This window comes from Mycobacterium sp., from assembly GCF_965230835.1.
Taxonomy (GTDB): Bacteria; Actinomycetota; Actinomycetes; order Mycobacteriales; family Mycobacteriaceae; genus Mycobacterium.
In genome coordinates this window covers 1,791,929-1,810,645 of the sequence record NZ_CBDDLW010000002.1, presented here as the reverse complement: position 1 = coordinate 1,810,645, position 18,717 = coordinate 1,791,929, and the positions used below count along the sequence as shown (strand labels likewise).

Annotated in this window: 18 protein-coding genes; 6 read left to right on the top strand and 12 right to left on the bottom strand. The window is 64.7% G+C overall.

What is annotated here, in order from left to right; genetic code table 11:
* Positions 1-18: 18 nt before the first annotated feature.
* Both ACO07W_RS08855 and ACO07W_RS08850 read right to left on the bottom strand, forming a co-directional pair.
* On the bottom strand, positions 19-945 hold the full coding sequence (locus ACO07W_RS08855) for an N-acetylglutamate synthase, CG3035 family (protein ID WP_421842468.1): 927 nt from the start codon (positions 943-945) through the stop codon (positions 19-21).
* Positions 945-1,538: a peptide deformylase gene (locus ACO07W_RS08850; protein ID WP_421842466.1), complete on the bottom strand. Its 594-nt coding sequence runs from the start codon at positions 1,536-1,538 to the stop codon at positions 945-947. The genes ACO07W_RS08855 and ACO07W_RS08850 overlap by 1 nt, the downstream gene beginning before the upstream one ends.
* Positions 1,539-1,845: 307 nt before the next feature.
* Between ACO07W_RS08850 and ACO07W_RS08845 the strand changes: the two genes are divergently transcribed.
* From ACO07W_RS08845 to ACO07W_RS08825, 5 genes are all read left to right on the top strand, one after another.
* Positions 1,846-2,154: a DUF3263 domain-containing protein gene (locus ACO07W_RS08845; protein ID WP_421842464.1), complete on the top strand. Its 309-nt coding sequence runs from the start codon at positions 1,846-1,848 to the stop codon at positions 2,152-2,154.
* 51 nt (positions 2,155-2,205) lie between these two features.
* Positions 2,206-2,685: a LytR C-terminal domain-containing protein gene (locus tag ACO07W_RS08840; RefSeq protein WP_421842462.1), complete on the top strand. Its 480-nt coding sequence runs from the start codon at positions 2,206-2,208 to the stop codon at positions 2,683-2,685.
* Between the two features lie 98 nt (positions 2,686-2,783).
* Positions 2,784-3,500, top strand: coding sequence for a superoxide dismutase[Cu-Zn] (sodC, locus tag ACO07W_RS08835; RefSeq protein ID WP_421842460.1), 717 nt, complete (start codon positions 2,784-2,786; stop codon positions 3,498-3,500).
* Positions 3,481-4,632, top strand: coding sequence for a glutamate--cysteine ligase (locus ACO07W_RS08830; protein ID WP_421842458.1), 1,152 nt, complete (start codon positions 3,481-3,483; stop codon positions 4,630-4,632). The genes sodC and ACO07W_RS08830 overlap by 20 nt, the downstream gene beginning before the upstream one ends.
* A 2-nt stretch (positions 4,633-4,634) precedes the next feature.
* Positions 4,635-5,285 (top strand): LON peptidase substrate-binding domain-containing protein, encoded by a 651-nt coding sequence (locus ACO07W_RS08825; protein WP_421842456.1) that lies wholly within the window; start codon positions 4,635-4,637, stop codon positions 5,283-5,285.
* A 160-nt stretch (positions 5,286-5,445) separates the two neighbouring features.
* Here the strand turns inward: ACO07W_RS08825 and mnhG are convergent, their stop codons facing one another.
* From mnhG to ACO07W_RS08795, 6 genes are all read right to left on the bottom strand, one after another.
* Positions 5,446-5,808 (bottom strand): monovalent cation/H(+) antiporter subunit G, encoded by a 363-nt coding sequence (gene mnhG / locus ACO07W_RS08820; RefSeq protein ID WP_421842454.1) that lies wholly within the window; start codon positions 5,806-5,808, stop codon positions 5,446-5,448.
* Between the two features lie 84 nt (positions 5,809-5,892).
* Entirely contained in the window at positions 5,893-7,167 is a 1,275-nt protein-coding gene (locus ACO07W_RS08815) for an IS256 family transposase (RefSeq protein ID WP_421840071.1), read from the bottom strand.
* 86 nt (positions 7,168-7,253) lie between these two features.
* Positions 7,254-7,544, bottom strand: coding sequence for a monovalent cation/H+ antiporter complex subunit F (locus ACO07W_RS08810; protein WP_421842452.1), 291 nt, complete (start codon positions 7,542-7,544; stop codon positions 7,254-7,256).
* Entirely contained in the window at positions 7,541-8,095 is a 555-nt protein-coding gene (locus tag ACO07W_RS08805; RefSeq protein WP_421842450.1) for a Na+/H+ antiporter subunit E, read from the bottom strand. The genes ACO07W_RS08810 and ACO07W_RS08805 overlap by 4 nt, the downstream gene beginning before the upstream one ends.
* Positions 8,092-9,759, bottom strand: a complete 1,668-nt coding sequence (locus tag ACO07W_RS08800; protein WP_421842448.1) for a Na+/H+ antiporter subunit D — start codon at positions 9,757-9,759, stop codon at positions 8,092-8,094. Before ACO07W_RS08800 ends, ACO07W_RS08805 begins: the two co-directional genes overlap by 4 nt.
* A complete protein-coding gene (locus tag ACO07W_RS08795) occupies positions 9,756-10,175 on the bottom strand; it encodes a Na(+)/H(+) antiporter subunit C (RefSeq protein ID WP_421842446.1) in 420 nt (139 codons plus the stop codon). The genes ACO07W_RS08800 and ACO07W_RS08795 overlap by 4 nt, the downstream gene beginning before the upstream one ends.
* A gap of 113 nt (positions 10,176-10,288) precedes the next feature.
* Between ACO07W_RS08795 and ACO07W_RS08790 the strand changes: the two genes are divergently transcribed.
* Positions 10,289-11,563: an IS256 family transposase gene (locus tag ACO07W_RS08790; RefSeq protein ID WP_421840071.1), complete on the top strand. Its 1,275-nt coding sequence runs from the start codon at positions 10,289-10,291 to the stop codon at positions 11,561-11,563.
* 117 nt (positions 11,564-11,680) lie between these two features.
* Here ACO07W_RS08790 and ACO07W_RS08785 read toward each other — a convergent pair whose 3' ends face one another.
* The 4 genes from ACO07W_RS08785 to ACO07W_RS08770 all read right to left on the bottom strand — a co-directional run bounded on the left by ACO07W_RS08785 (position 11,681) and on the right by ACO07W_RS08770 (position 18,679).
* Complete coding sequence (locus ACO07W_RS08785; RefSeq protein ID WP_421842444.1) at positions 11,681-14,599, bottom strand: Na+/H+ antiporter subunit A; 2,919 nt, start codon at positions 14,597-14,599, stop codon at positions 11,681-11,683.
* 237 nt (positions 14,600-14,836) lie between these two features.
* The gene (locus tag ACO07W_RS08780) at positions 14,837-17,092 is read right to left on the bottom strand and encodes an AAA family ATPase (protein ID WP_421842442.1); all 2,256 of its coding nucleotides are present in this window, start codon (positions 17,090-17,092) and stop codon (positions 14,837-14,839) included.
* 1 nt (position 17,093) lies between these two features.
* A complete protein-coding gene (gene pssA, locus ACO07W_RS08775; RefSeq protein WP_421842440.1) occupies positions 17,094-17,951 on the bottom strand; it encodes a CDP-diacylglycerol--serine O-phosphatidyltransferase in 858 nt (285 codons plus the stop codon).
* Positions 17,948-18,679 (bottom strand): phosphatidylserine decarboxylase, encoded by a 732-nt coding sequence (locus ACO07W_RS08770; protein WP_421842438.1) that lies wholly within the window; start codon positions 18,677-18,679, stop codon positions 17,948-17,950. The genes pssA and ACO07W_RS08770 overlap by 4 nt, the downstream gene beginning before the upstream one ends.
* Positions 18,680-18,717 lie beyond the last annotated feature (38 nt).

Here is an 18,717-nt window from a genome sequence, read left to right as displayed (position 1 = left end):
GTTGCCGTCGCGCATGTCCTATAGCCTATGTTCGGCCAACCAGGTGGCCGAAAGGTATCTGCAGCGGTGCTGGGCGATGAAACCCAAGGATTCGAGAGCAGGCAGCGTAGCCGCGGCGTCGCGGCAGTCTTCAGCGACCTGCGCATAGGCGTGGGTCGCACCGCGCTCAACACCCCAGGACAGCAGCGCAGCGGACAGTGCGTGGGCATGATCGCGCGATTCTTCGCGTATCCGCAGCGCGGACAATCCTACCCAGGCAGTACCGTCCGGTGCTTTTGTTACGGCCGCCCGCGCGACTGCTGCGTCCGACCGCAAGCCGAACGCGACCTCGCCATCGACGACTGCGGTCAACACGTCGACCGACAGATCGCCTGCGTAGCAGGCCAGCCAGGCGTTGTTCGGCCGTGGCTCCAGCGTCGCGCTTGAGGCGTACTGCAACGGCAGCGAGACGCTCGACAGATCGCATACCAGCATGCGGGTCTCGCATTCTGCTGGCGCATCCGCGGGCAATGACAGCAGCCGGTCTGGGATGGCCAGACGAGGGGTGGCTCCGCGCTCTAAGTACCAGTCGATGATCGCCGGCACGGTGTCGGATCGGGCTGAAATATCCAGTGGTATTGCAGAATTGGCGCGGTAGTCGATGCCATGGCCCGCGCGCAGCAGCCAGCCGTCCAGCCATTGTTGCTCGACGCCAGGCCAAGCTAGCGCCGCGGCATGCTCTACCGCACGGATCTGTGAGTTGCGCACCGGAATGTCGGTCAATCGGCGCACGGTCAACACATCCGCCGGCGCGAATTCGACCACGTCCCCGTTTTTCGTCCGCACCTGCACCATGGGAGCAGTGGCTAGGAGGTGCCCCACCGCGTCGGTCAGCGGTGGCTTGGCCCCGTGCGGGCGGCGGTAACGCACCGCCACCCGGGTCCCGACGCGCGGCAGGATGGGCATTAGTGACCGAACGGGTCGGGTCCCTCGCCCGGCGTCCAGGACAGCCCGGGAACGCCCCAGCCGTGTGACTTGACGGCCCGTTTCGCGCTGCGGGCGTGTCGGCCGATCAGGCAGTCGAGGTAAAGGAAACCATCGAGGTGCCCGGTCTCGTGCTGCAGCATCCGCGCGAAGAGGCCGGTGCCTTCGACGGAGATCGGGCTGCCATCATCGCCGAGTCCAGTCACACGCGCCCAGTCGGCACGTCCGGTGGGGAATGACTCGCCGGGAACCGACAAACAACCTTCGTCGTCAGAGTTCGGGTCGGGCATCGTCTCGGGGATGTGCGAGGTTTCCAGGACCGGATTTACTACCACGCCGCGGCGGCGGTTGGACAACGCGCGGTCGTCAGCGCAGTCATAGACGAACACCCGCAGTCCGTAACCGATCTGATTGGCTGCCAGGCCGACGCCGTTGGCGGCGTCCATGGTTTCGTACATCGTCGAGATCAATTCGCTCAGATCCGTCGGTAGTGATCCGTCGGCTGCGACCGAAATTGGCGTCGTGGGAGTGTGCAATACGGGATCGCCCACGATGCGGATGGGTACTACTGCCATGGTTGGTTAGCTTAGGCGCGCCGACGATGCGCGCCGCTATGCGGCGTGCGGAGGAGGCGGGCGGTCGGGTTGGGCGCGCCGACCCCGGGGGGTGTGGGCGCGCCGCTATGCGGCGTGCGGAGGAGGCGGGACCGGACCTGTCAGAAGACCGGCTAGCAAGGTAATCCAAGCCAATAGGCCGACTCGCGGGCCTGGGTTACGACTCAAGGCATCTCGCCGTGGTTCAATATTCGCCGAAACATGCCCCTATGTAAGTCAAGTCATTCAAGCAGTTTGGGAAATCGCCGAAAGGGTCCAGGGAAGCGATATGGACAGCGCCATGGCGCGGGCAAATCGACCGGGGGACGACTCTGAAATCGTTGACGGGTTGACCCGTCGCGAACATGACATCCTTGGGTTCGAACGTCAGTGGTGGAAGTTCGCGGGTGTCAAGGAAGAAGCCATCAAAGAGCTGTTCTCGATGTCGGCTACGCGCTATTACCAGGTGTTGAATGCGTTGGTCGATAGGCCGGAGGCGCTGGCTGCCGACCCGATGCTGGTTAAGCGGCTGCGCCGGCTTCGTGCCAGTCGTCAGAAGGCACGGGCTGCGCGGCGACTTGGTTTTGAGGTGACCTGACGACTTCGTGCCTTTGCAGGTTTTGGGTCTCTCCTGGCTACAGTGGGCTCGATGAATGAGCGTGTACCCGACTCTTCGGGGCTTCCTCTACGGGCCATGGTTATGGTGCTGCTGTTCCTTGGCGTCATTTTCTTGTTGCTTGGTTGGCAAGCGCTAGGTTCCGGAGATTCCGACGACGATTCGGCTGCGGTGTCGAGCATGCCGACCGTGACCACAACGACCACTGCCGCCACCATCAGAAAAACTGAACCGCCGAAGACCCAAGCCGAGGTACGCGTGTTCAACATCTCGGAGGTGACCGGGGCAGCCGGACGCACCGGAGACGAGCTGAAGGATGCTGGCTTCAACGTCACTGAAGTCGGGAACCTCACGCTGCCCGATGTCTCCGCAACGACGGTGTACTTCGGTGATGCCGAGGGGGAGCGGGCCACTGCGGAAGCGGTGGGGCAAAAGCTGGGAGCTCCGGTCCTGGAGCGAGTCCCTGGCCTCGCCGACCAGCCGCCCGGGGTGATAGTCGTCGTGACAAGGTGAGGCCGTTCTCGACTCTGCTCGGTGACCGTGCGGTGCGTTCACAGCGTGCCGTTTCGGCCGGCTAAATGCGTTTCGGGTCGTCAGGTTAGGCTCTGGCTATGCCAATGCTCGCCGGTCACCGCAATGTCGCCGCTGCCGCTACGTCGGTATTGTCCGTCGCTACGTGCGTCGCGTTGTTGAGCGCGTGCACACCGAATCAGCCTCCAGCGACGTCGCCGGGCACCACACCTTCGGTCTGGACGGGATCACCTTCCTCGTCGGGGAACTCGATGCCTGAGCAGGATTCGCTCGGGCCGCAGGGCCTGACCACCCGCTTGAAGGCGCCAGACGGCACCGAGGTTGCGACGGCGAAGTTCGAGTTCGCCGACGGGTACGCCACGATCACCATCGAGACGACCGGCGTGGGTCAGCTCACGCCCGGTTTCCACGGAGTGCACATCCACGAGGTGGGCAAGTGTGAGCCCAACTCGGTCGCCCCAACCGGCGGAGCGTCGGGTGATTTCTTGTCAGCCGGCGGACACCTTCATGTGTCTGGCCACGGCACCGGGAGTGCCACCAGTGGTGACTTGTCCTCACTGCAGGTACGCCAGGATGGTGCTGCGACGCTGGTTACCACCACGGACGCGTTCACCATGGACGACTTGGTGACCGGTCAAAAGACGGCGATTATCGTTCACGCCGGTGCCGACAACTTCGCCAACATCCCAACGGACCGCTACACGCAGGTCGACGGGACACCGGGTCCCGATGAGACGACGATGAGCACTGGCGACGCCGGCAAGCGAGTGGCGTGCGGTGTCATCGGTGCCGGCTAGCCCGCCGGCCGCCACAGCGGGCACCCGAATCGATTTTGCCCGCTCGCCAAGGCCTACCGTTGGTGTGGAGTGGGAGTTCGCTCTTGTCGACGCGCAGACCCGCGACCTGAGCAATGAGGCGACCGCGGTCATCGCCGAACTAGGTGAAAACCCGCGCGTGCATAAGGAGTTGCTGCGCAACACCGTCGAAGTTGTCAGCGGAATCTGTGAATCCGCCGCAGAGGCGATCGAGGATCTGCGCGACAACTTAGGTCCTGCGCGTCGAATCGTCCGGGATCGTGGAATGGAGTTGTTCTGCGCGGGTACTCATCCGTTTGCGCGGTGGTCTATCCAGCAGCTCACCGACGCGCCGCGCTACGCAGAACTGATCAAGCGCACCCAGTGGTGGGGACGCCAGATGCTGATCTGGGGGGTGCACGTTCACGTCGGGATTCGTTCGGCGCACAAAGTGATGCCGATCATGACCTCGTTGTTGAACTACTATCCGCATCTGTTGGCGTTGTCGGCTTCCTCACCGTGGTGGGGCGGCGAGGACACCGGATACGCCAGCAATCGGGCGATGATGTTTCAGCAGTTGCCCACTGCCGGTTTGCCGTTCCAGTTCCAGACTTGGGCGGAATTCGAAGGCTTCGTGCACGATCAGAAGAAGACCGGCATCATCGACCATATGGATGAAATCCGTTGGGATATAAGACCTTCTCCGCATCTGGGCACGCTGGAGGTACGGATTTGCGACGGCGTATCCAATTTGCGTGAGCTCGGCGCTCTGGTTGCGTTGACCCATTGTCTGATCGTGGACCTGGACCGTCGTCTCGACGCTGGCGAGACGCTGCCGACGATGCCGCCCTGGCATGTGCAGGAGAACAAGTGGCGTGCCGCCCGCTACGGTCTGGACGCGGTGATCATCCGCGACGACGATAGTAACGAGCGGCTGGTAACTGATGATGTCGCTGACCTTCTGACCCGGCTGGAGCCGGTCGCGAAGTCTCTGAACTGCACGGATGAACTGGCCGCGGTGTTCGACATTTGCCGTGATGGTGCGTCCTATCAACGACAGCGCCGGGTCGCCGAGGAACATGACGGAGACTTGCGCGCCGTTGTCGACGCACTGGTTGGTGAACTAGAAATTTAGCCATGGGCGCCTCCGAGCCAGTTGAGCTGGCTATGTTTCCACTCGAGTCGGCGATGCTGCCGAACGAGGATCTACCGCTAAGCATCTTCGAACCCCGTTATGGCGCGCTGGTGCAGCATTGCGTCGGCAGCGGCGATCCGTTCGGCGTTGTGCTCATCTCGCGCGGCCGAGAGGTCGGTGGCGGAGAAATGCGTTGCGACGTTGGCACATTGACCAGGATTCAGGACTGGGTCGACCACGGTTCGGGTCGGTATTCGTTGCGCTGTCGGACGGGTGAACGGATCCGGGTGTGCGACTGGTTACCCGACGATCCTTTCCCGCGCGCGATCGTGCGGGTCTGGCCCGACGAGCCGGGACAGCAGGTAAGAGATTCGGAGCTGCGTGCTGTGGAGGACCGGGTTCTGGCGTTATTTGAGCGGATCGCAACCGCTCGCGGCGCTCGGCTGCCGGGCCACGACGTGTTGCTTGGCTACCCGCGGGGGGCCACCGGTGAAACGGCGGAGCGTCTATTCGCGTTGGCCTCTCGGATCCCGATGGGGCCCACCGACCGCTACGCGGTGTTGTCGTCGCCTTCGGCGGCGGACCGGCTGGCCGCGCTCAGCGAGGCGGTGGACTCGGTGGCCGACATGGTGGAGTTCGAGCTGTCACCATGACAACGCGGCCACGTGCTTGCCGGCATTCGGCACGGCGACCTGCGTCAAGTTCACCGGGTGGCGTGCGCGGTCAAGCGCAGCGAAGGTTCCATTGCCGCGATGAGGCTCACCAAGTGAGCACGGTCTCTTCTGCTCGGAAATGGTCTGCGATAGCAGGCCGCTAACGACGGGGGTCTTGGCCGCTGTCTTGTTCGTCTCGGGCATTGGGCCGTAGCTGATCGACCGTGCGAGAGCGTTGCGGCTGCTGCTCTCGATAGGCCAATTGCCCGACGCGATGCGCCACCACCGGGGCAGTGATCACGGTGAATATTCCGGAAAGGATGAGCATGCCGACGTCGTGGTCGCCGCGTAATCGGATCGCGGCTCCGGCCAACACCAGCAGCAAGCCGAGCACCTGAGGTTTGGTCGCGGAGTGCATCCTCGACAAGGTGTCGGGGAATCGAACCACTCCGATGGCTGCGGTTAGGGCCAACGAGCAGCCGGCCAACACCAACACACCGGCGACCAGATCGACTGTATTCACTGTGGCTCGTCCCGCCGAGTATCGGGAACGGTGGCGTCTTAGGACTGGTGTAAAAACGCTGGGCGCATGTTCCTGGTGGTCATGTTACGCGGCGGTGGTGTCGGTCGTGGTTGTTGTGGTGGGGGGATGCAGTGGGCGGGGTGGCTCGAGCAGTTGGTGGCGTAGTTCTTGGAGGTGGCGGCTGGTCGCTGATGTTTGGGTGACTCCGCGCCAGCCGCGGCTGGCGCGGTCGAGGACGGCCCATACCAGCGACAGACAGCTGGTTTCGCCGGGTAGGCGGCCGATGACCTTGACCCGGCGACGGGATTCTCCGAAGGTGCGTTCGATGAGGTTGGAATGGCGGATGCGTGTCCAGTGTTGGCGGGGGAAGCGCAAATGCACGCTCAGCGAGGCGAAGTCGTTGGCCAGGCAAGCGACCGCGGCTGGGTAGAGCCCGCGGTATGTGGTGGTGAACTCCTCGGCGCGGCGGGTGGCTTCATCCACGGCCTGCTGGCCGGGTGGCTGGTCAATGTCATCGAAGATCGACCAGAACGCGGCTTTGATCTCGTCCTGGACCGCGACAGGTGTCTTGGCGATGACGTTACGGCAGCGATGGATCAGACACCGCTGACGCAGGCTTGCCGGAAACGTGGTCTCCCATGCGGCGATCAGGCCCGGCGCCCCGTCGGAGATGCCCAGTAGCGGCGGGCGTAGTCCCCGGTTCCTCAGGTCAGCCAAGAAGTCGGCCCACGCATCAGCCGACTCCGCTGCGGCTGGGGCCAGCCCAATAAACAGGGGCTTGCCGTCGGTGCAGATGCCCCAGGCGGCCAGCACCGGCTCGGCCGGGGCGTTGGGATGCATCCGAAAGTTCGAGGCATCCAAGAACAGGTAGTCCAACACCAGCTCATCAAGGCGTCGAGACGACCACGCAGCGAACTCGTCTTTGATGGCCGCACAAATCCGGCTCACCGTCGAGCGCGACAACGCCGCCTGCGAGCCCAGCACCTCGGCCAACGCGGCCTCGATGTCGCGATCCGACAAACCGCGCACCCATCCCGAAATCACCAACGCCTCCAGAGCGTGGGTGCGCGTCACCCCGGCACCGAATAGCCGCGAACAGAACCGCTCGTCGGTGTCGCGTAGTTTCGGGCGGCATAATTCGACCGAGCCCATCGTGGTCTTCACCGTCGCCGGCGGTTGATACCCATTGCGGTACCCGCCCGGGCCGTCCTGAACCCGACGCTGGTGACGGGCTCGGCCCAACACTGCTTCTACCTCGGCCTCCACGGCGACCTGAAACACCAGACGCACCGATAACCGCCCGACCTCCTCCAAAATCTCGGTCAACGGCCGCTCGGTCGCGGCGAACAACTGATCCATCTCAACACGCACACGCTCAATCGGCGATACTCGCTTGGTCACGGGCGTAGCCCCTCCTTCATAGCTTTCGTCGGTTGCGACGGAACCTACGCCCGTGACCATTTACACCAGCGATGAGACGCGACCTCGGGAACTCGGAACCGGGCCACGCTCACCGACCCGACAAAGCTGATCAGCGCCATCGCGGCAAGGCTGTAGGTCGCCGTGCTGTCGAGACTGGATGCCGCCCAGGCGCCGATCGCGCACATCGTCACAGCGATCAGCGTGTCGAGCGCGACCAGCCGGTCGAGTGTGCTGGGACCGGCCAGCAGACGGACCAAGGTGATGACCGCCGCGCCGCCGAGCAACACTCCGGCGACTACCCAGATACCGTTCATGCGGCCTCCTGCGGTCGTGCCGGTCGCCAGTCCGCGTCTCGTTCGAAAGCTGCTACTAGAAGCTGCTCCACCTCAGCGACCTGACGGTGGAATCTCTCGATGGAACGAGCCGATCCAACGTCGATTACATGCAGGTAGATCACCCGCCGAAGTTGATCGATCTCTAGCACGATCGATCCCGGAATCATCGTCAAGAGGCTAACGGCGAGTACCAGCACCAGATCAGACTTGATCGATAGCTGTACTCGCAGCACCGCAGTGGGTGGCGGCGGCCCCAGCCGCACGGCCAGCCACGACACCTGAACACTGGCGACCACGAGATACCAGGCGACTCGCAAGATCAGCCGCAGCAGAGACAGCGGATGAACCTTACCCTGCACCGGCACCGGTGGCATCGGGAGCAAGGTCGTGATCGCCACCGCCACCAACAGGCCACTGAGTGCGGTAGCGACCGACAAGACGTCCCACAGCAGCACCCACACCGCGGTCAAGGCGATCAAGATCGCGGTCCGTAGCACGGCCGCCCGCATCGCTGGTCCGCTGAGATTCATGGTCCGGTACTCCCCGGAAAGTCGGAGGTGTCTCTGGCTTGAGCGGCCCGCCCGGCTCCATCGCGGGGCAGCACCGTCGAGATGTAGTGGCTGCGGTCGAGCACCTCGCCCGCAGCACGCTCGCTGTAGGCAAAGATCGGCCCAGCCAGAACTGTGAGTCCCAGCCCGACGACGATCAGGGCCACTGTCGGGGCGATCATCGTGGTTGGCATTCGCCCGACATCGTCCTGGTCGCCGAACGCCACATCATCGTCGCCTGTGTTGAGCAGAGCAGTGGCGCGGCGGGCGACCAGATCACCTTCTGGGGCGTCGATCCGGGGACGCCAGAACGCGTTGGTCCACACCCGCGCCACCGCATACAGGGTTAGGAGACTGGTCAGCAACCCGCCGGCCACAAGCAGCCAGGCCAGCACTGACCCGTCAGCGCTGCCGGCGCGCAGCAGCGCCACTTTGCCGATGAACCCCGAGAACGGTGGGATGCCGCCAAGGTTCAACGCCGGAACCAGGAACAGGAAGGCCAGCAGTGGGTTGGCCGCGAGTCCGCCGAGACGTCGCAGAGTGGAAGCGCCTCCCTGGCGTTCGATCAACCCAGCCACCAGGAAGAGAGTGGTCTGCACGATGATGTGGTGGGCTACGTAGTAGATGGCGCCCGACATGCCCATCCGATTGGATAGCGCGACGCCGAACACCATGTAGCCGATATGGCTGACGAGGGTGAATGACAGCAGGCGTTTGATATCGCTCTGCGCGATTGCGCCGAGGATGCCAACGATCATGGTCAGCAATGCCGCCACCAGGAGCACACCGTCGAGCGCGGCGCCGGGAAACAGCAGCGAATGCGCGCGGATGATCGCATAGATGCCGACTTTGGTGAGGATTCCGGCGAACACGGCGGTCACTGGCGCCGGCGCGGTGGGGTAGGAGTCCGGCAACCAAGCAGACAGCGGGAAGACCGCGGCTTTGATGCCGAACGCAACCAGCAGCACCGCGAGTATTGCGCTGCGGGTGCCTGCACTGAGGGTGCCTACGCGCAGCGCCAGCTCAGCCAGATTCAGCGTGCCGGTCGCGGCGTAGACCAACGCGATGCCGAAGAGGAAGATCATCGACGACACCAGCGAGACCATCACGTAGCCGATCCCGGCGCGCACCCTCTCGGCGCTGGCGCCGATGGTTAGCAATACGAAGCTGGCGTTGAGCAGCACCTCGACCCCGACGAATAGATTGAACAGGTCACCGGCCATAAACGCCAAGCACACACCCGCGGCTAGGGCCAGATAGGTGGGCAGAAATATCGACACTGGCTGACGTTCGCCGCCGTCACGAATGCCCTGACCGATCGCATAGACCACCACCGCCAGCAGCACAATCGACGACACCATCAACATCAGCGCCGACAACCGGTCCAGCACCAGTGTGATGCCCAGCGGACCCATCCCGGGCTCGGTCTGACCCCAGCCTCCGACGTTGAGGGCGAGGGTGCCTGCTTGATCCGTTAGGTACAGCAGCGCTGCACAGACAATGACGATCGTTGCAAGAGCAGTCAGTGTGACCCCGCGTTGCAGCCGCGGTCGCCGGCCGGCGAGCAGATTAGCCGCCGCGCCGCTCATCGGTACCAGCACCGGCAACGGGATGAGTGCGGTGGCCAGAGTATTCGATGCGATCATCGCGAACCCCGATGACCAGGCACGGCGTCCAACTCGTCGGGCTCGTCGGTGTCAGGGTATGGCTCGGCTGGGTCGGTATCGGGCGCGGCGGCCTCTTTGCTGGACAGTCGCGAGACCCTGGTGTCCTCGGGGTCGTTGTGCAGTGCTTCTGCGGTGGTCAGTTGGTAGGCGCGGTAGGCCAACGCAAGAACGAATGCGGCGACGCCCATGGTGATCACGATGGCGGTCAGAACCATGCCTTGCGCCAAGGGGTCAGCTGTGGCGGCCTTGCCGGTGCTGTCACGGTCCTGGATCGGAGGATTGCCGGCAGGCCCACCAACGGTGATGATCAACAGGTTTATCGCGTTGCCGATCAGCAACAATCCCAGCAACATGCGGGTCAGATTGCGTTCCAGCAGCAGGTGGTCGCGTCTCATCGCTGGTGTAAATGGTCACGGGCGTAGGTTCCGTCGCAACCGACGAAAGCTATGAAGGAGGGGCTACGCCCGTGACCAAGCGAGTATCGCCGATTGAGCGTGTGCGTGTTGAGATGGATCAGTTGTTCGCCGCGACCGAGCGGCCGTTGACCGAGATTTTGGAGGAGGTCGGGCGGTTATCGGTGCGTCTGGTGTTTCAGGTCGCCGTGGAGGCCGAGGTAGAAGCAGTGTTGGGCCGAGCCCGTCACCAGCGTCGGGTTCAGGACGGCCCGGGCGGGTACCGCAATGGGTATCAACCGCCGGCGACGGTGAAGACCACGATGGGCTCGGTCGAATTATGCCGCCCGAAACTACGCGACACCGACGAGCGGTTCTGTTCGCGGCTATTCGGTGCCGGGGTGACGCGCACCCACGCTCTGGAGGCGTTGGTGATTTCGGGATGGGTGCGCGGTTTGTCGGATCGCGACATCGAGGCCGCGTTGGCCGAGGTGCTGGGCTCGCAGGCGGCGTTGTCGCGCTCGACGGTGAGCCGGATTTGTGCGGCCATCAAAGACGAGTTCGCTGCGTGGTCGTCTCGACGCCTTGATGAGCTGGTGTTGGACTACCTGTTCTTGGATGCCTCGAACTTTCGGATGCATCCCAACGCCCCGGCCGAGCCGGTGCTGGCCGCCTGGGGCATCTGCACCGACGGCAAGCCCCTGTTTATTGGGCTGGCCCCAGCCGCAGCGGAGTCGGCTGATGCGTGGGCCGACTTCTTGGCTGACCTGAGGAACCGGGGACTACGCCCGCCGCTACTGGGCATCTCCGACGGGGCGCCGGGCCTGATCGCCGCATGGGAGACCACGTTTCCGGCAAGCCTGCGTCAGCGGTGTCTGATCCATCGCTGCCGTAACGTCATCGCCAAGACACCTGTCGCGGTCCAGGACGAGATCAAAGCCGCGTTCTGGTCGATCTTCGATGACATTGACCAGCCACCCGGCCAGCAGGCCGTGGATGAAGCCACCCGCCGCGCCGAGGAGTTCACCACCACATACCGCGGGCTCTACCCAGCCGCGGTCGCTTGCCTGGCCAACGACTTCGCCTCGCTGAGCGTGCATTTGCGCTTCCCCCGCCAACACTGGACACGCATCCGCCATTCCAACCTCATCGAACGCACCTTCGGAGAATCCCGTCGCCGGGTCAAGGTCATCGGCCGCCTACCCGGCGAAACCAGCTGTCTGTCGCTGGTATGGGCCGTCCTCGACCGCGCCAGCCGCGGCTGGCGCGGAGTCACCCAAACATCAGCGACCAGCCGCCACCTCCAAGAACTACGCCACCAACTGCTCGAGCCACCCCGCCCACTGCATCCCCCCACCACAACAACCACGACCGACACCACCGCCGCGTAACATGACCACCAGGAACATGCGCCCAGCGTTTTTACACCAGTCCTAAGACGCCACCCAGCAGGTACACCCCGCAGCTGGTGAGGCCGCCGATCGCGATCAACGGAACCAAAAAGACTGTCACTGCACCCGCACCTCCGGCGCTGGCTCCCGGGCGGCGACTTGCTCGTCGAGGTGCGCGCCGAGACTGCGCAGCACGTCGAGCACCAGCCCGACCACGATGAGGTACACGCCGAGATCAAAGAACAACGCGGTGCCGAACTCAACATGGCCTAGGACCGGTATCTCGATCTGCACCACCGCTGAGGAGAGCGCTGGCGCACCCAACAGCACTGACCCGATCGCGGTTCCGGCGGACAAACCCAGGCCAGCGCCCAGGACCTTGCCCGCGTCCAACGGCAATGTCTCGCCGAGCTCGTAGCGACCGCCCGCCAGGTAGCGCAGTACCAGCGCGAGCCCGGCCATCAGGCCGCCGGCAAAACCCCCTCCGGGAGTGTTGTGGCCGGTGAAGAAGAAGAAGTACACCGAGACCACCATCATCATCGGGAAAATGGCCCGCGTGGTGACTTCTAAGACCAACGACCTGTATCTGGGATCGCGGTAGTCGCTGCCGCGCAGCCAGGTGGTGTCGCCGACGGCTGGGCTATATGGGGTCGGTGGGCTTTGCCCGCTTTGAGGTTGGTCGGGCTGACCGGATTGCGGTATCCGTGGTGCCGCCCCGAACCGGCGGTGCCGGAACACCATTGAGGCGACACCGGTCGCCGCGACGAGTAGCACTGAGATTTCACCGAGTGTGTCCCATGCTCTGATATCGACCAGCAGGACGTTGACCGTGTTGGCGCCATGTCCGCGGGCGTGTGCAGCGGCGGGCAGCAAAGTCGCGATTGAGCGGTCGGTTCGCGCGGCCATCGCGAACGCCGCGAGTGTAGTGACGGTGGCGCCGACCGCTAGCGCCAGCAGAGCCCGGGGGAGTCGGTGCCGGCCGACGGAATCCTGATCGACCTCGGCGGGCAACGTCCTTAGGACCAGCACGAAGATCACCAGTGTCACTGTCTCCACCAAAAACTGCGTCAACGCGAGATCGGGCGCGCCGTGGAAGGCGAACACCGCGCCGCAGCCGTAGCCGGTGACACCAACCATCAGCACAGTGGCCAGCCGGTTGCGCATCATCGTGGCGCCCACCGCACCGGCCAGCAGCAGCACTCCGAGTATCGGTTGCAGTGGGGTATCCCAGAGCCGGAACTCTGGCCGGTCGCGGGCACCCGACAACAGCGCCGCCGACGACACCAGGATCAGCGTGCACAGGATTACCGATTGGGTGCCGGGAATCGAGCCACGCTGCGTGATTGCCGTCAACCGCACTGAAACCACATCCAGCGCCCGCATCGCCGCGTCATAGACGCGATCAGCGTTGCGCAGTGGCAGCCAGCCGAGTTGGGGGCGGCGCAGCCGGGTACGCGCTACGAATATCGCTGTTCCGGTCAGTAGGACGAGCGCCGACAACAACAGTGGAAGATCCAGGCCGTGCCACAGCGCCAGTCGGTATCCGTTCTCGCCTTCACGTGAGGCGGCGGCAAAGGATGCGTCGGCGTAGCTGCCTGCTGTGCGACCCAGTTGCGTCGGCGCCACGCCGAACAGCAGACTCGCCGTAGCCAGAATCGCTGGCGCTGCCAGAAATGTTGCGGTGGGTTGGTGGAGGCCGGCCACTGGGCCGCTGGGGCTGGCTGTGCCCTTGCGCGCGAAGGCGCCCCACAGGAAACGCGCACCGTAGACCGTGGTGAACACCGAGCCAACCGCGATCACGCCGAGCACGTATGGCGCCGCCATACCGAGGGTGGGGCTGTGCGCTAGTGCCGCGAAACTGGCTTCTTTGGCCACGAATCCAAGAAACGGCGGCAGCGCAATCATGCTGGCGGTGGCCGCGGCCGCAATCACGAATAGCCAGGGGCAGCGGTGGCCGAGCCAGGCGAGCCGGCGGACGTCGCGGGTGCCGGTGGCGTGGTCGATGATGCCCGCGACCATGAACAGCGCCGCTTTGAACATCGCGTGTGCACACAACACGGTTAAACCGGCCAGCATCAGGTCGCGCCCCCCACTGCCGACCAGCACGGTGATCAGCCCGAGTTGGCTGACCGTGCCGAACGCGAGGATTAGCTTTAAGTCGTTTTCGCGGGCTGCGCGCCAGCCCGCGAGCAGCATCGTGGCCGCACCGAGGACCAGAAGAGTCGGCCGCCATCCCGGAGAATCGGCGAAACCCGGCGTCATCCGGGCGATCACGTACACACCGGCCTTGACCATCGCGGCAGCATGCAGGTAAGCGCTCACCGGTGTCGGTGCAGTCATCGCGCTCGGCAGCCAGAAATGCAACGGTACGATCGCAGACTTGCTCATCGCGCCGACCAGCACCAGCAGTACGGCGACGGTAACCGCTGTCCCCGAAGGAGGAGCGGCGAGTACGTCGGATAGCAGAAAGCTGCCGGCGGCAAGACCCACAATGATGATCCCGGCCAACATGGTCAATCCGCCGGCGGTGGTTACCAGCAGGGCCTGGGTGGCGGCGCGGCGGCTGATGAGGCGTTCAGCGTAGTGACCGATCAGCAGGAACGACAACACCGTTGTGAGCTCCCAGAACACGTAAAGCACCAGCATGTTGTCGGCGACGACGAGACCAAACATGGCTCCGGAGAACGCGACCAGCTCGGCGGCGAAGCTGGGCAGCCGGTTTTCGGCGCCACCGTCCCGGTGGTCGAAGTAGTCGGCGCAGTAGCAGAGCACCAGCGCGCCGATACCGAGAACCAGCACGCTCATGATCGCCGCCAGGTTGTCGAACCGCAGCGCAATGTCCATCGACAGGTTGGGCACCCAGGACACCACGACACGATGGTCACCGGTCGGCGATCTTGGCCAGTTCAGCACGACCCAGGCCAGCGATGTAAGTGGAACCAGCGTGAGCGGATAGAACCCAATCCGACCCCATCTGCGCACCAGTGCTGGGGCCAGTGCTGCGGCTGCCGCGTGGGCGAGCAGAATCGCTAGCACGGCACTCCGATGGGGTCTGCGATGAGCCCTCGGCTAAGAGCGCAAAGCGGGGTGTTGGCCCGAGGGGCCATTTCGCCGGGCAGTCTACCGGCCGACCGGGTCGGGCCGGTGGGCAGCAACCGTGTGTAGCGAACCAGTGCTTGCGGAATTTACCTGGCGGCAGACGATTTCATGTGGGCCGGAAGCAGGGTGGAGTATCCGCCCGGCTACCGTGCACGGACAACCATGCGGCCAGCGCTACGGTCTATCAGCAAACGTGCGCAGCGATGCCACCTGCGCCGGGTCCAGAGAGGGTTGAACGGTTGCTCGAGCCGCTGCCATGTCGGCAGCAGTCACGTCGGTGGCGTCGATAGATTGCCGCATCGCGGTAAGGGCCGCCTCTCGCAGCAGCGCCACGCAGTCGGCCGCGCTGTAACCGTCGAGTTTGGTAGCCACTACGTCCAGGTTGACGTCGGCGTTCAACGGGATCGACTGTGCGGCGGTGCGCAGAATTTCGCGGCGGGCCGCAGCGTCAGGGGGTTCGACGAATACCAGCCGTTCTAGTCGCCCTGGCCTCAGCAGAGCCGGGTCGATCAGATCGGGCCGATTGGTAGCGCCCAGCACAACCACGTCTCGCAACGGGTTGATGCCGTCCAGCTCGGTTAGCAGCGCGGCTACCACCCGATCGCTTGCGCCGGAGTCGAAACTCTGACCGCGCCGGGGGGCCAGCGCGTCAAGCTCATCGAGGAATACCAGCGACGGCGCGGAATCGCGGGCCCGGCGAAACAAGTCTCGTACCGCCCGCTCGGAGCTGCCCACCCACTTGTCCATCAGCTCAGAGCCTTTGACGGTGTGCACGCTGAGCTGTCCGGTACTGGCTAACGCACGGACCACGTACGTCTTGCCGCATCCTGGTGGGCCGTACAGTAAGACCCCGCGCGGCGGGTCGACTCCCAGCCGGGCGAAGGTGTCGGGGTGCTGCAGTGGCCACAGCACTGCTTCGGTCAGAGCCTGTTTGGCCTCGGCCATATCGCCAACATCGTCGAGCGTGACATTTCCGGTCTGGAGGCCAACGACCACCGCTTCGCTCGCGGAGCGGGACAGCGGGCGGATGACGGTCAGCGCACCCACGAGGTCGTCCTGGTTGAGTGCCGGTGGGCAGCCGTCCGCACTGGCCCGCGACGCTGCGCGCAGGGCTGCTTCGCGGAGCAAGGCGGTCAGGTCCGCGACGACGAAGCCTGGGGTGCGGCTAGAAATGTCGTCGAGATCAAGGTCGCCGGTGGGCACCTGCTTCAACAGTGCCTGCAGCAACGCCTTGCGGATGGCGGCGTCGGGCAATGGCACGCCCAGCTCCCGATCGCACAACTCGGGCGCGCGCAAGCGACTGTCGAGCTGATCGGGACGTGCGGAGGTGGCGATCAGCGCCACGCCATCGGTGGCCACTGCGGTGCGCAACTCGGAAAGAATTAGTGCGGCGACCGGCTCGCTGGTCGATGGCAGCAAGGCGTCAACATCGGTGATCAGCAAGACGCCGCCGCCGTCGCGAACCGCCGCCACCGCGCCCGCGACCGCATTCAGCCGGTCTTCGGCCGCCAGCGCGCCGACCTCAGGTCCGTCCAGCTCTACGAGCCTGCGGCCGGCGCACACCGCGCGCACCAATGTCGCTTTGCCAACGCCGGCTGGACCTGAAACCAACACGCCCAGAATGGTGGCGGCGCCCAAGCTCTTGAGCAGGTGTGGCTCGTCGAGGGCGAGTTTGAGCCATTCAGCGAGTTTGTTGGTCTGCACCTGCGTGCCCTTGAGGTCATCGACTTTGATGGGCGGATTCGCGACGTTGACCGCTTTTGCAGCGGACTGCACAGTCGTGGGCGCAGTGCCGGTGCCCCAGGTGACCAGCGAATTAGGCTGGACGCTGACCGGGCCGCCAGGGTCGGCGCCGGTGACGGTCAGCAGTTCCGAGGTCCAGCTGATTCCGACTGCCGACGCCAGCGCTCTGCTCGCTGCCGAGGTCGACGTTCCGGGGCCTAGATCGCGGGGCAACAGCGACACTGCATCGCCGACGGTCATCACCTTGCCCAGCAAGGCCTGGCGCAGAGTCGCTGGCGACAGGGACTGGGTGGCCAGTGCTGAGCCGCTCAAAGCCACCGATCGTGCGCCATAGACCGTGACCGCGCTGACGAGCACGGCCGTTCCCTCGCGCAGCCCAGCGTTCGACAGGGTGACGTCGTCCAGCAGCGCTATGCCGACAGGAGCGGTCTTGCTGGCCACTGCCGCTACCGCCGCCGTAGTGCGCGACCCAGTCAACGACACCGCATCCCACTCGCGGATGCCGAGGGCAGCAACGGCGTTCGGGTGCAGACGGATGACACCACGGCGCGTATCGACAGCAGACGTGTTCAGCCGAGCTGTGAGGGTGAGTTGGCGTGCTGGCCCGGGCACGGAGGGCGGGCCCGCTTCAATTGCCCTGCTGCTTCCCGGGCCCGGACGGCCGGTTTCGTCGCTAGGGCGACTCATCTCAGCCTCTGCTGGGTTTACGCAGACCCAGCCGCGCCATCGACCTGCGGTGTGGCTGCGCGCGGCGGATCGCGCGTCGCACGGCGCGCCGCTGTTTGGGCTTGTCGTCCCACACCTCTGGGTGTGCGGCGAGCCATCGCTGGCTGCGGATCGCGAACGGAATGTGGCAGACGTAGGCGACGATGATCACCATGATCAGGATGTAGGGAGCCAGGAATGCGGCCGCGGCGAAGATCGCCAGCACCGCCAGCAATACGGCAGCCAGATTCGGTGGAACCGACACGGCATGCATTTTCTTCATCGGGATTCCGCTGACCATCAGCATCGAGGTTCCTGCTGTCCAGAAGCAAAGAAACCACGTCGACGTCCACCACCCATCGCCGAACTGCATTTGGGCGGCCATCAGACCGATCATCGCGACCGCGCCCGCCGGTGCGGGCATCCCGACGAAGAACTCCCGTGCATAGGCAGGCTGGGTCCCGTCGTCGAGCAGCGCGTTGAATCTGGCTAGCCGCAACACGACGCACACCGCGTACAGCAGGACGACTATCCAGCCGGCGGGTGAGCCGGACAGCATCGTGACGTAAAGCACCACCGCGGGTGCCACACCGAAGTTCACCGCATCAGCCAGTGAGTCGATCTGCTCACCGATCCGCGACTCGGCGTCGAGGATGCGGGCCACCCGGCCGTCGAGTCCGTCGAGGATGGCGGCCGCGGCGATCAGCGCCATCGCGGCTTTCGGCTGATACTCAAGGGCGAATCTGATCGAGGTCAACCCTGCGCAGATCGACAGTACCGTCATTGAGCTGGGCAGGATCTGGAGGTTTACCGCTCGCTTGGTTCGGGGCTTGCGGATCATGGCAGATCAGCCAGCACAGTCTCGCCGGCAACAGCGCGCTGGCCGACTTGCACGACTGGTTCGGTGCCCGACGGTAGGTAGGTATCCAGCCGGGAGCCAAACCGGATCAGGCCGTAGGTGTCTCCGATCGACAGCTTGTCTCCGACGTGTGTATCGCACACGATGCGGCGTGCTACTAGTCCGGCTACCTGCACCGCGACTACTTCAGCGCCGCTGGCCGTGCGCAGTCGAACGCTGTTGCGTTCATTGTCGATGCTCGCTGCGGGCAGATCGGCGGACCTGAAACGGCCTGGTCGGTGTTGTACGGCGATGACCTCGCCACTGACTGGGGCCCGCTGTACGTGGGCGTCGAACACCGACAGGAAGATGCTGACCCGAGGTAGCGGTAGGTCACCCATGTCGATTTCGGCGGGCGGGGCAGCGGAGTCGACTACGCAGATCACGCCGTCCGCCGGTGCAACGATGGCGCCCGGGCGGTTGGGCGGGACGCGTGGGGGGTGACGGAAGAAACCCGCGCAGGCACCTGCAGCCAGCAGGCCTGCCCGACGTAGCCAACGGTGGTCACGTCCAGTCGCGGCCTGACTCACCACGCCAGCCGAGGCCACGGCTAGGCCGGCGGTGATGAAGGGCAGCCCGGCCGGGTGGACTGGAGGAACGGTGGACCTCACCAACTCGAGCAGGTGTGCGGGGCCTTCCTTGACGGAACGGCGGCGAGGGCGTCGTGCCACGCGGTTATCTTACGGAAGGCATGCCGGCGGCGCGCCAC

Coding starts and splice junctions, on each gene's coding strand:
- ACO07W_RS08780 (WP_421842442.1), bottom strand. CDS start 17,092: ATGAGTCGCCCTAGCGACGAAACCGGCCGTCCGGGCCCGGGAAGCAGC.
- ACO07W_RS08805 (WP_421842450.1), bottom strand. CDS start 8,095: ATGAATCTCAGCGGACCAGCGATGCGGGCGGCCGTGCTACGGACCGCG.
- ACO07W_RS08845 (WP_421842464.1), top strand. CDS start 1,846: ATGGACAGCGCCATGGCGCGGGCAAATCGACCGGGGGACGACTCTGAA.
- ACO07W_RS08855 (WP_421842468.1), bottom strand. CDS start 945: ATGCCCATCCTGCCGCGCGTCGGGACCCGGGTGGCGGTGCGTTACCGC.
- ACO07W_RS08840 (WP_421842462.1), top strand. CDS start 2,206: ATGAATGAGCGTGTACCCGACTCTTCGGGGCTTCCTCTACGGGCCATG.
- ACO07W_RS08795 (WP_421842446.1), bottom strand. CDS start 10,175: ATGAGACGCGACCACCTGCTGCTGGAACGCAATCTGACCCGCATGTTG.
- ACO07W_RS08790 (WP_421840071.1), top strand. CDS start 10,289: ATGGATCAGTTGTTCGCCGCGACCGAGCGGCCGTTGACCGAGATTTTG.
- ACO07W_RS08850 (WP_421842466.1), bottom strand. CDS start 1,538: ATGGCAGTAGTACCCATCCGCATCGTGGGCGATCCCGTATTGCACACT.
- ACO07W_RS08825 (WP_421842456.1), top strand. CDS start 4,635: ATGGGCGCCTCCGAGCCAGTTGAGCTGGCTATGTTTCCACTCGAGTCG.
- ACO07W_RS08800 (WP_421842448.1), bottom strand. CDS start 9,759: ATGATCGCATCGAATACTCTGGCCACCGCACTCATCCCGTTGCCGGTG.
- sodC (WP_421842460.1), top strand. CDS start 2,784: ATGCCAATGCTCGCCGGTCACCGCAATGTCGCCGCTGCCGCTACGTCG.
- ACO07W_RS08810 (WP_421842452.1), bottom strand. CDS start 7,544: ATGAACGGTATCTGGGTAGTCGCCGGAGTGTTGCTCGGCGGCGCGGCG.
- pssA (WP_421842440.1), bottom strand. CDS start 17,951: ATGATCCGCAAGCCCCGAACCAAGCGAGCGGTAAACCTCCAGATCCTG.
- ACO07W_RS08815 (WP_421840071.1), bottom strand. CDS start 7,167: ATGGATCAGTTGTTCGCCGCGACCGAGCGGCCGTTGACCGAGATTTTG.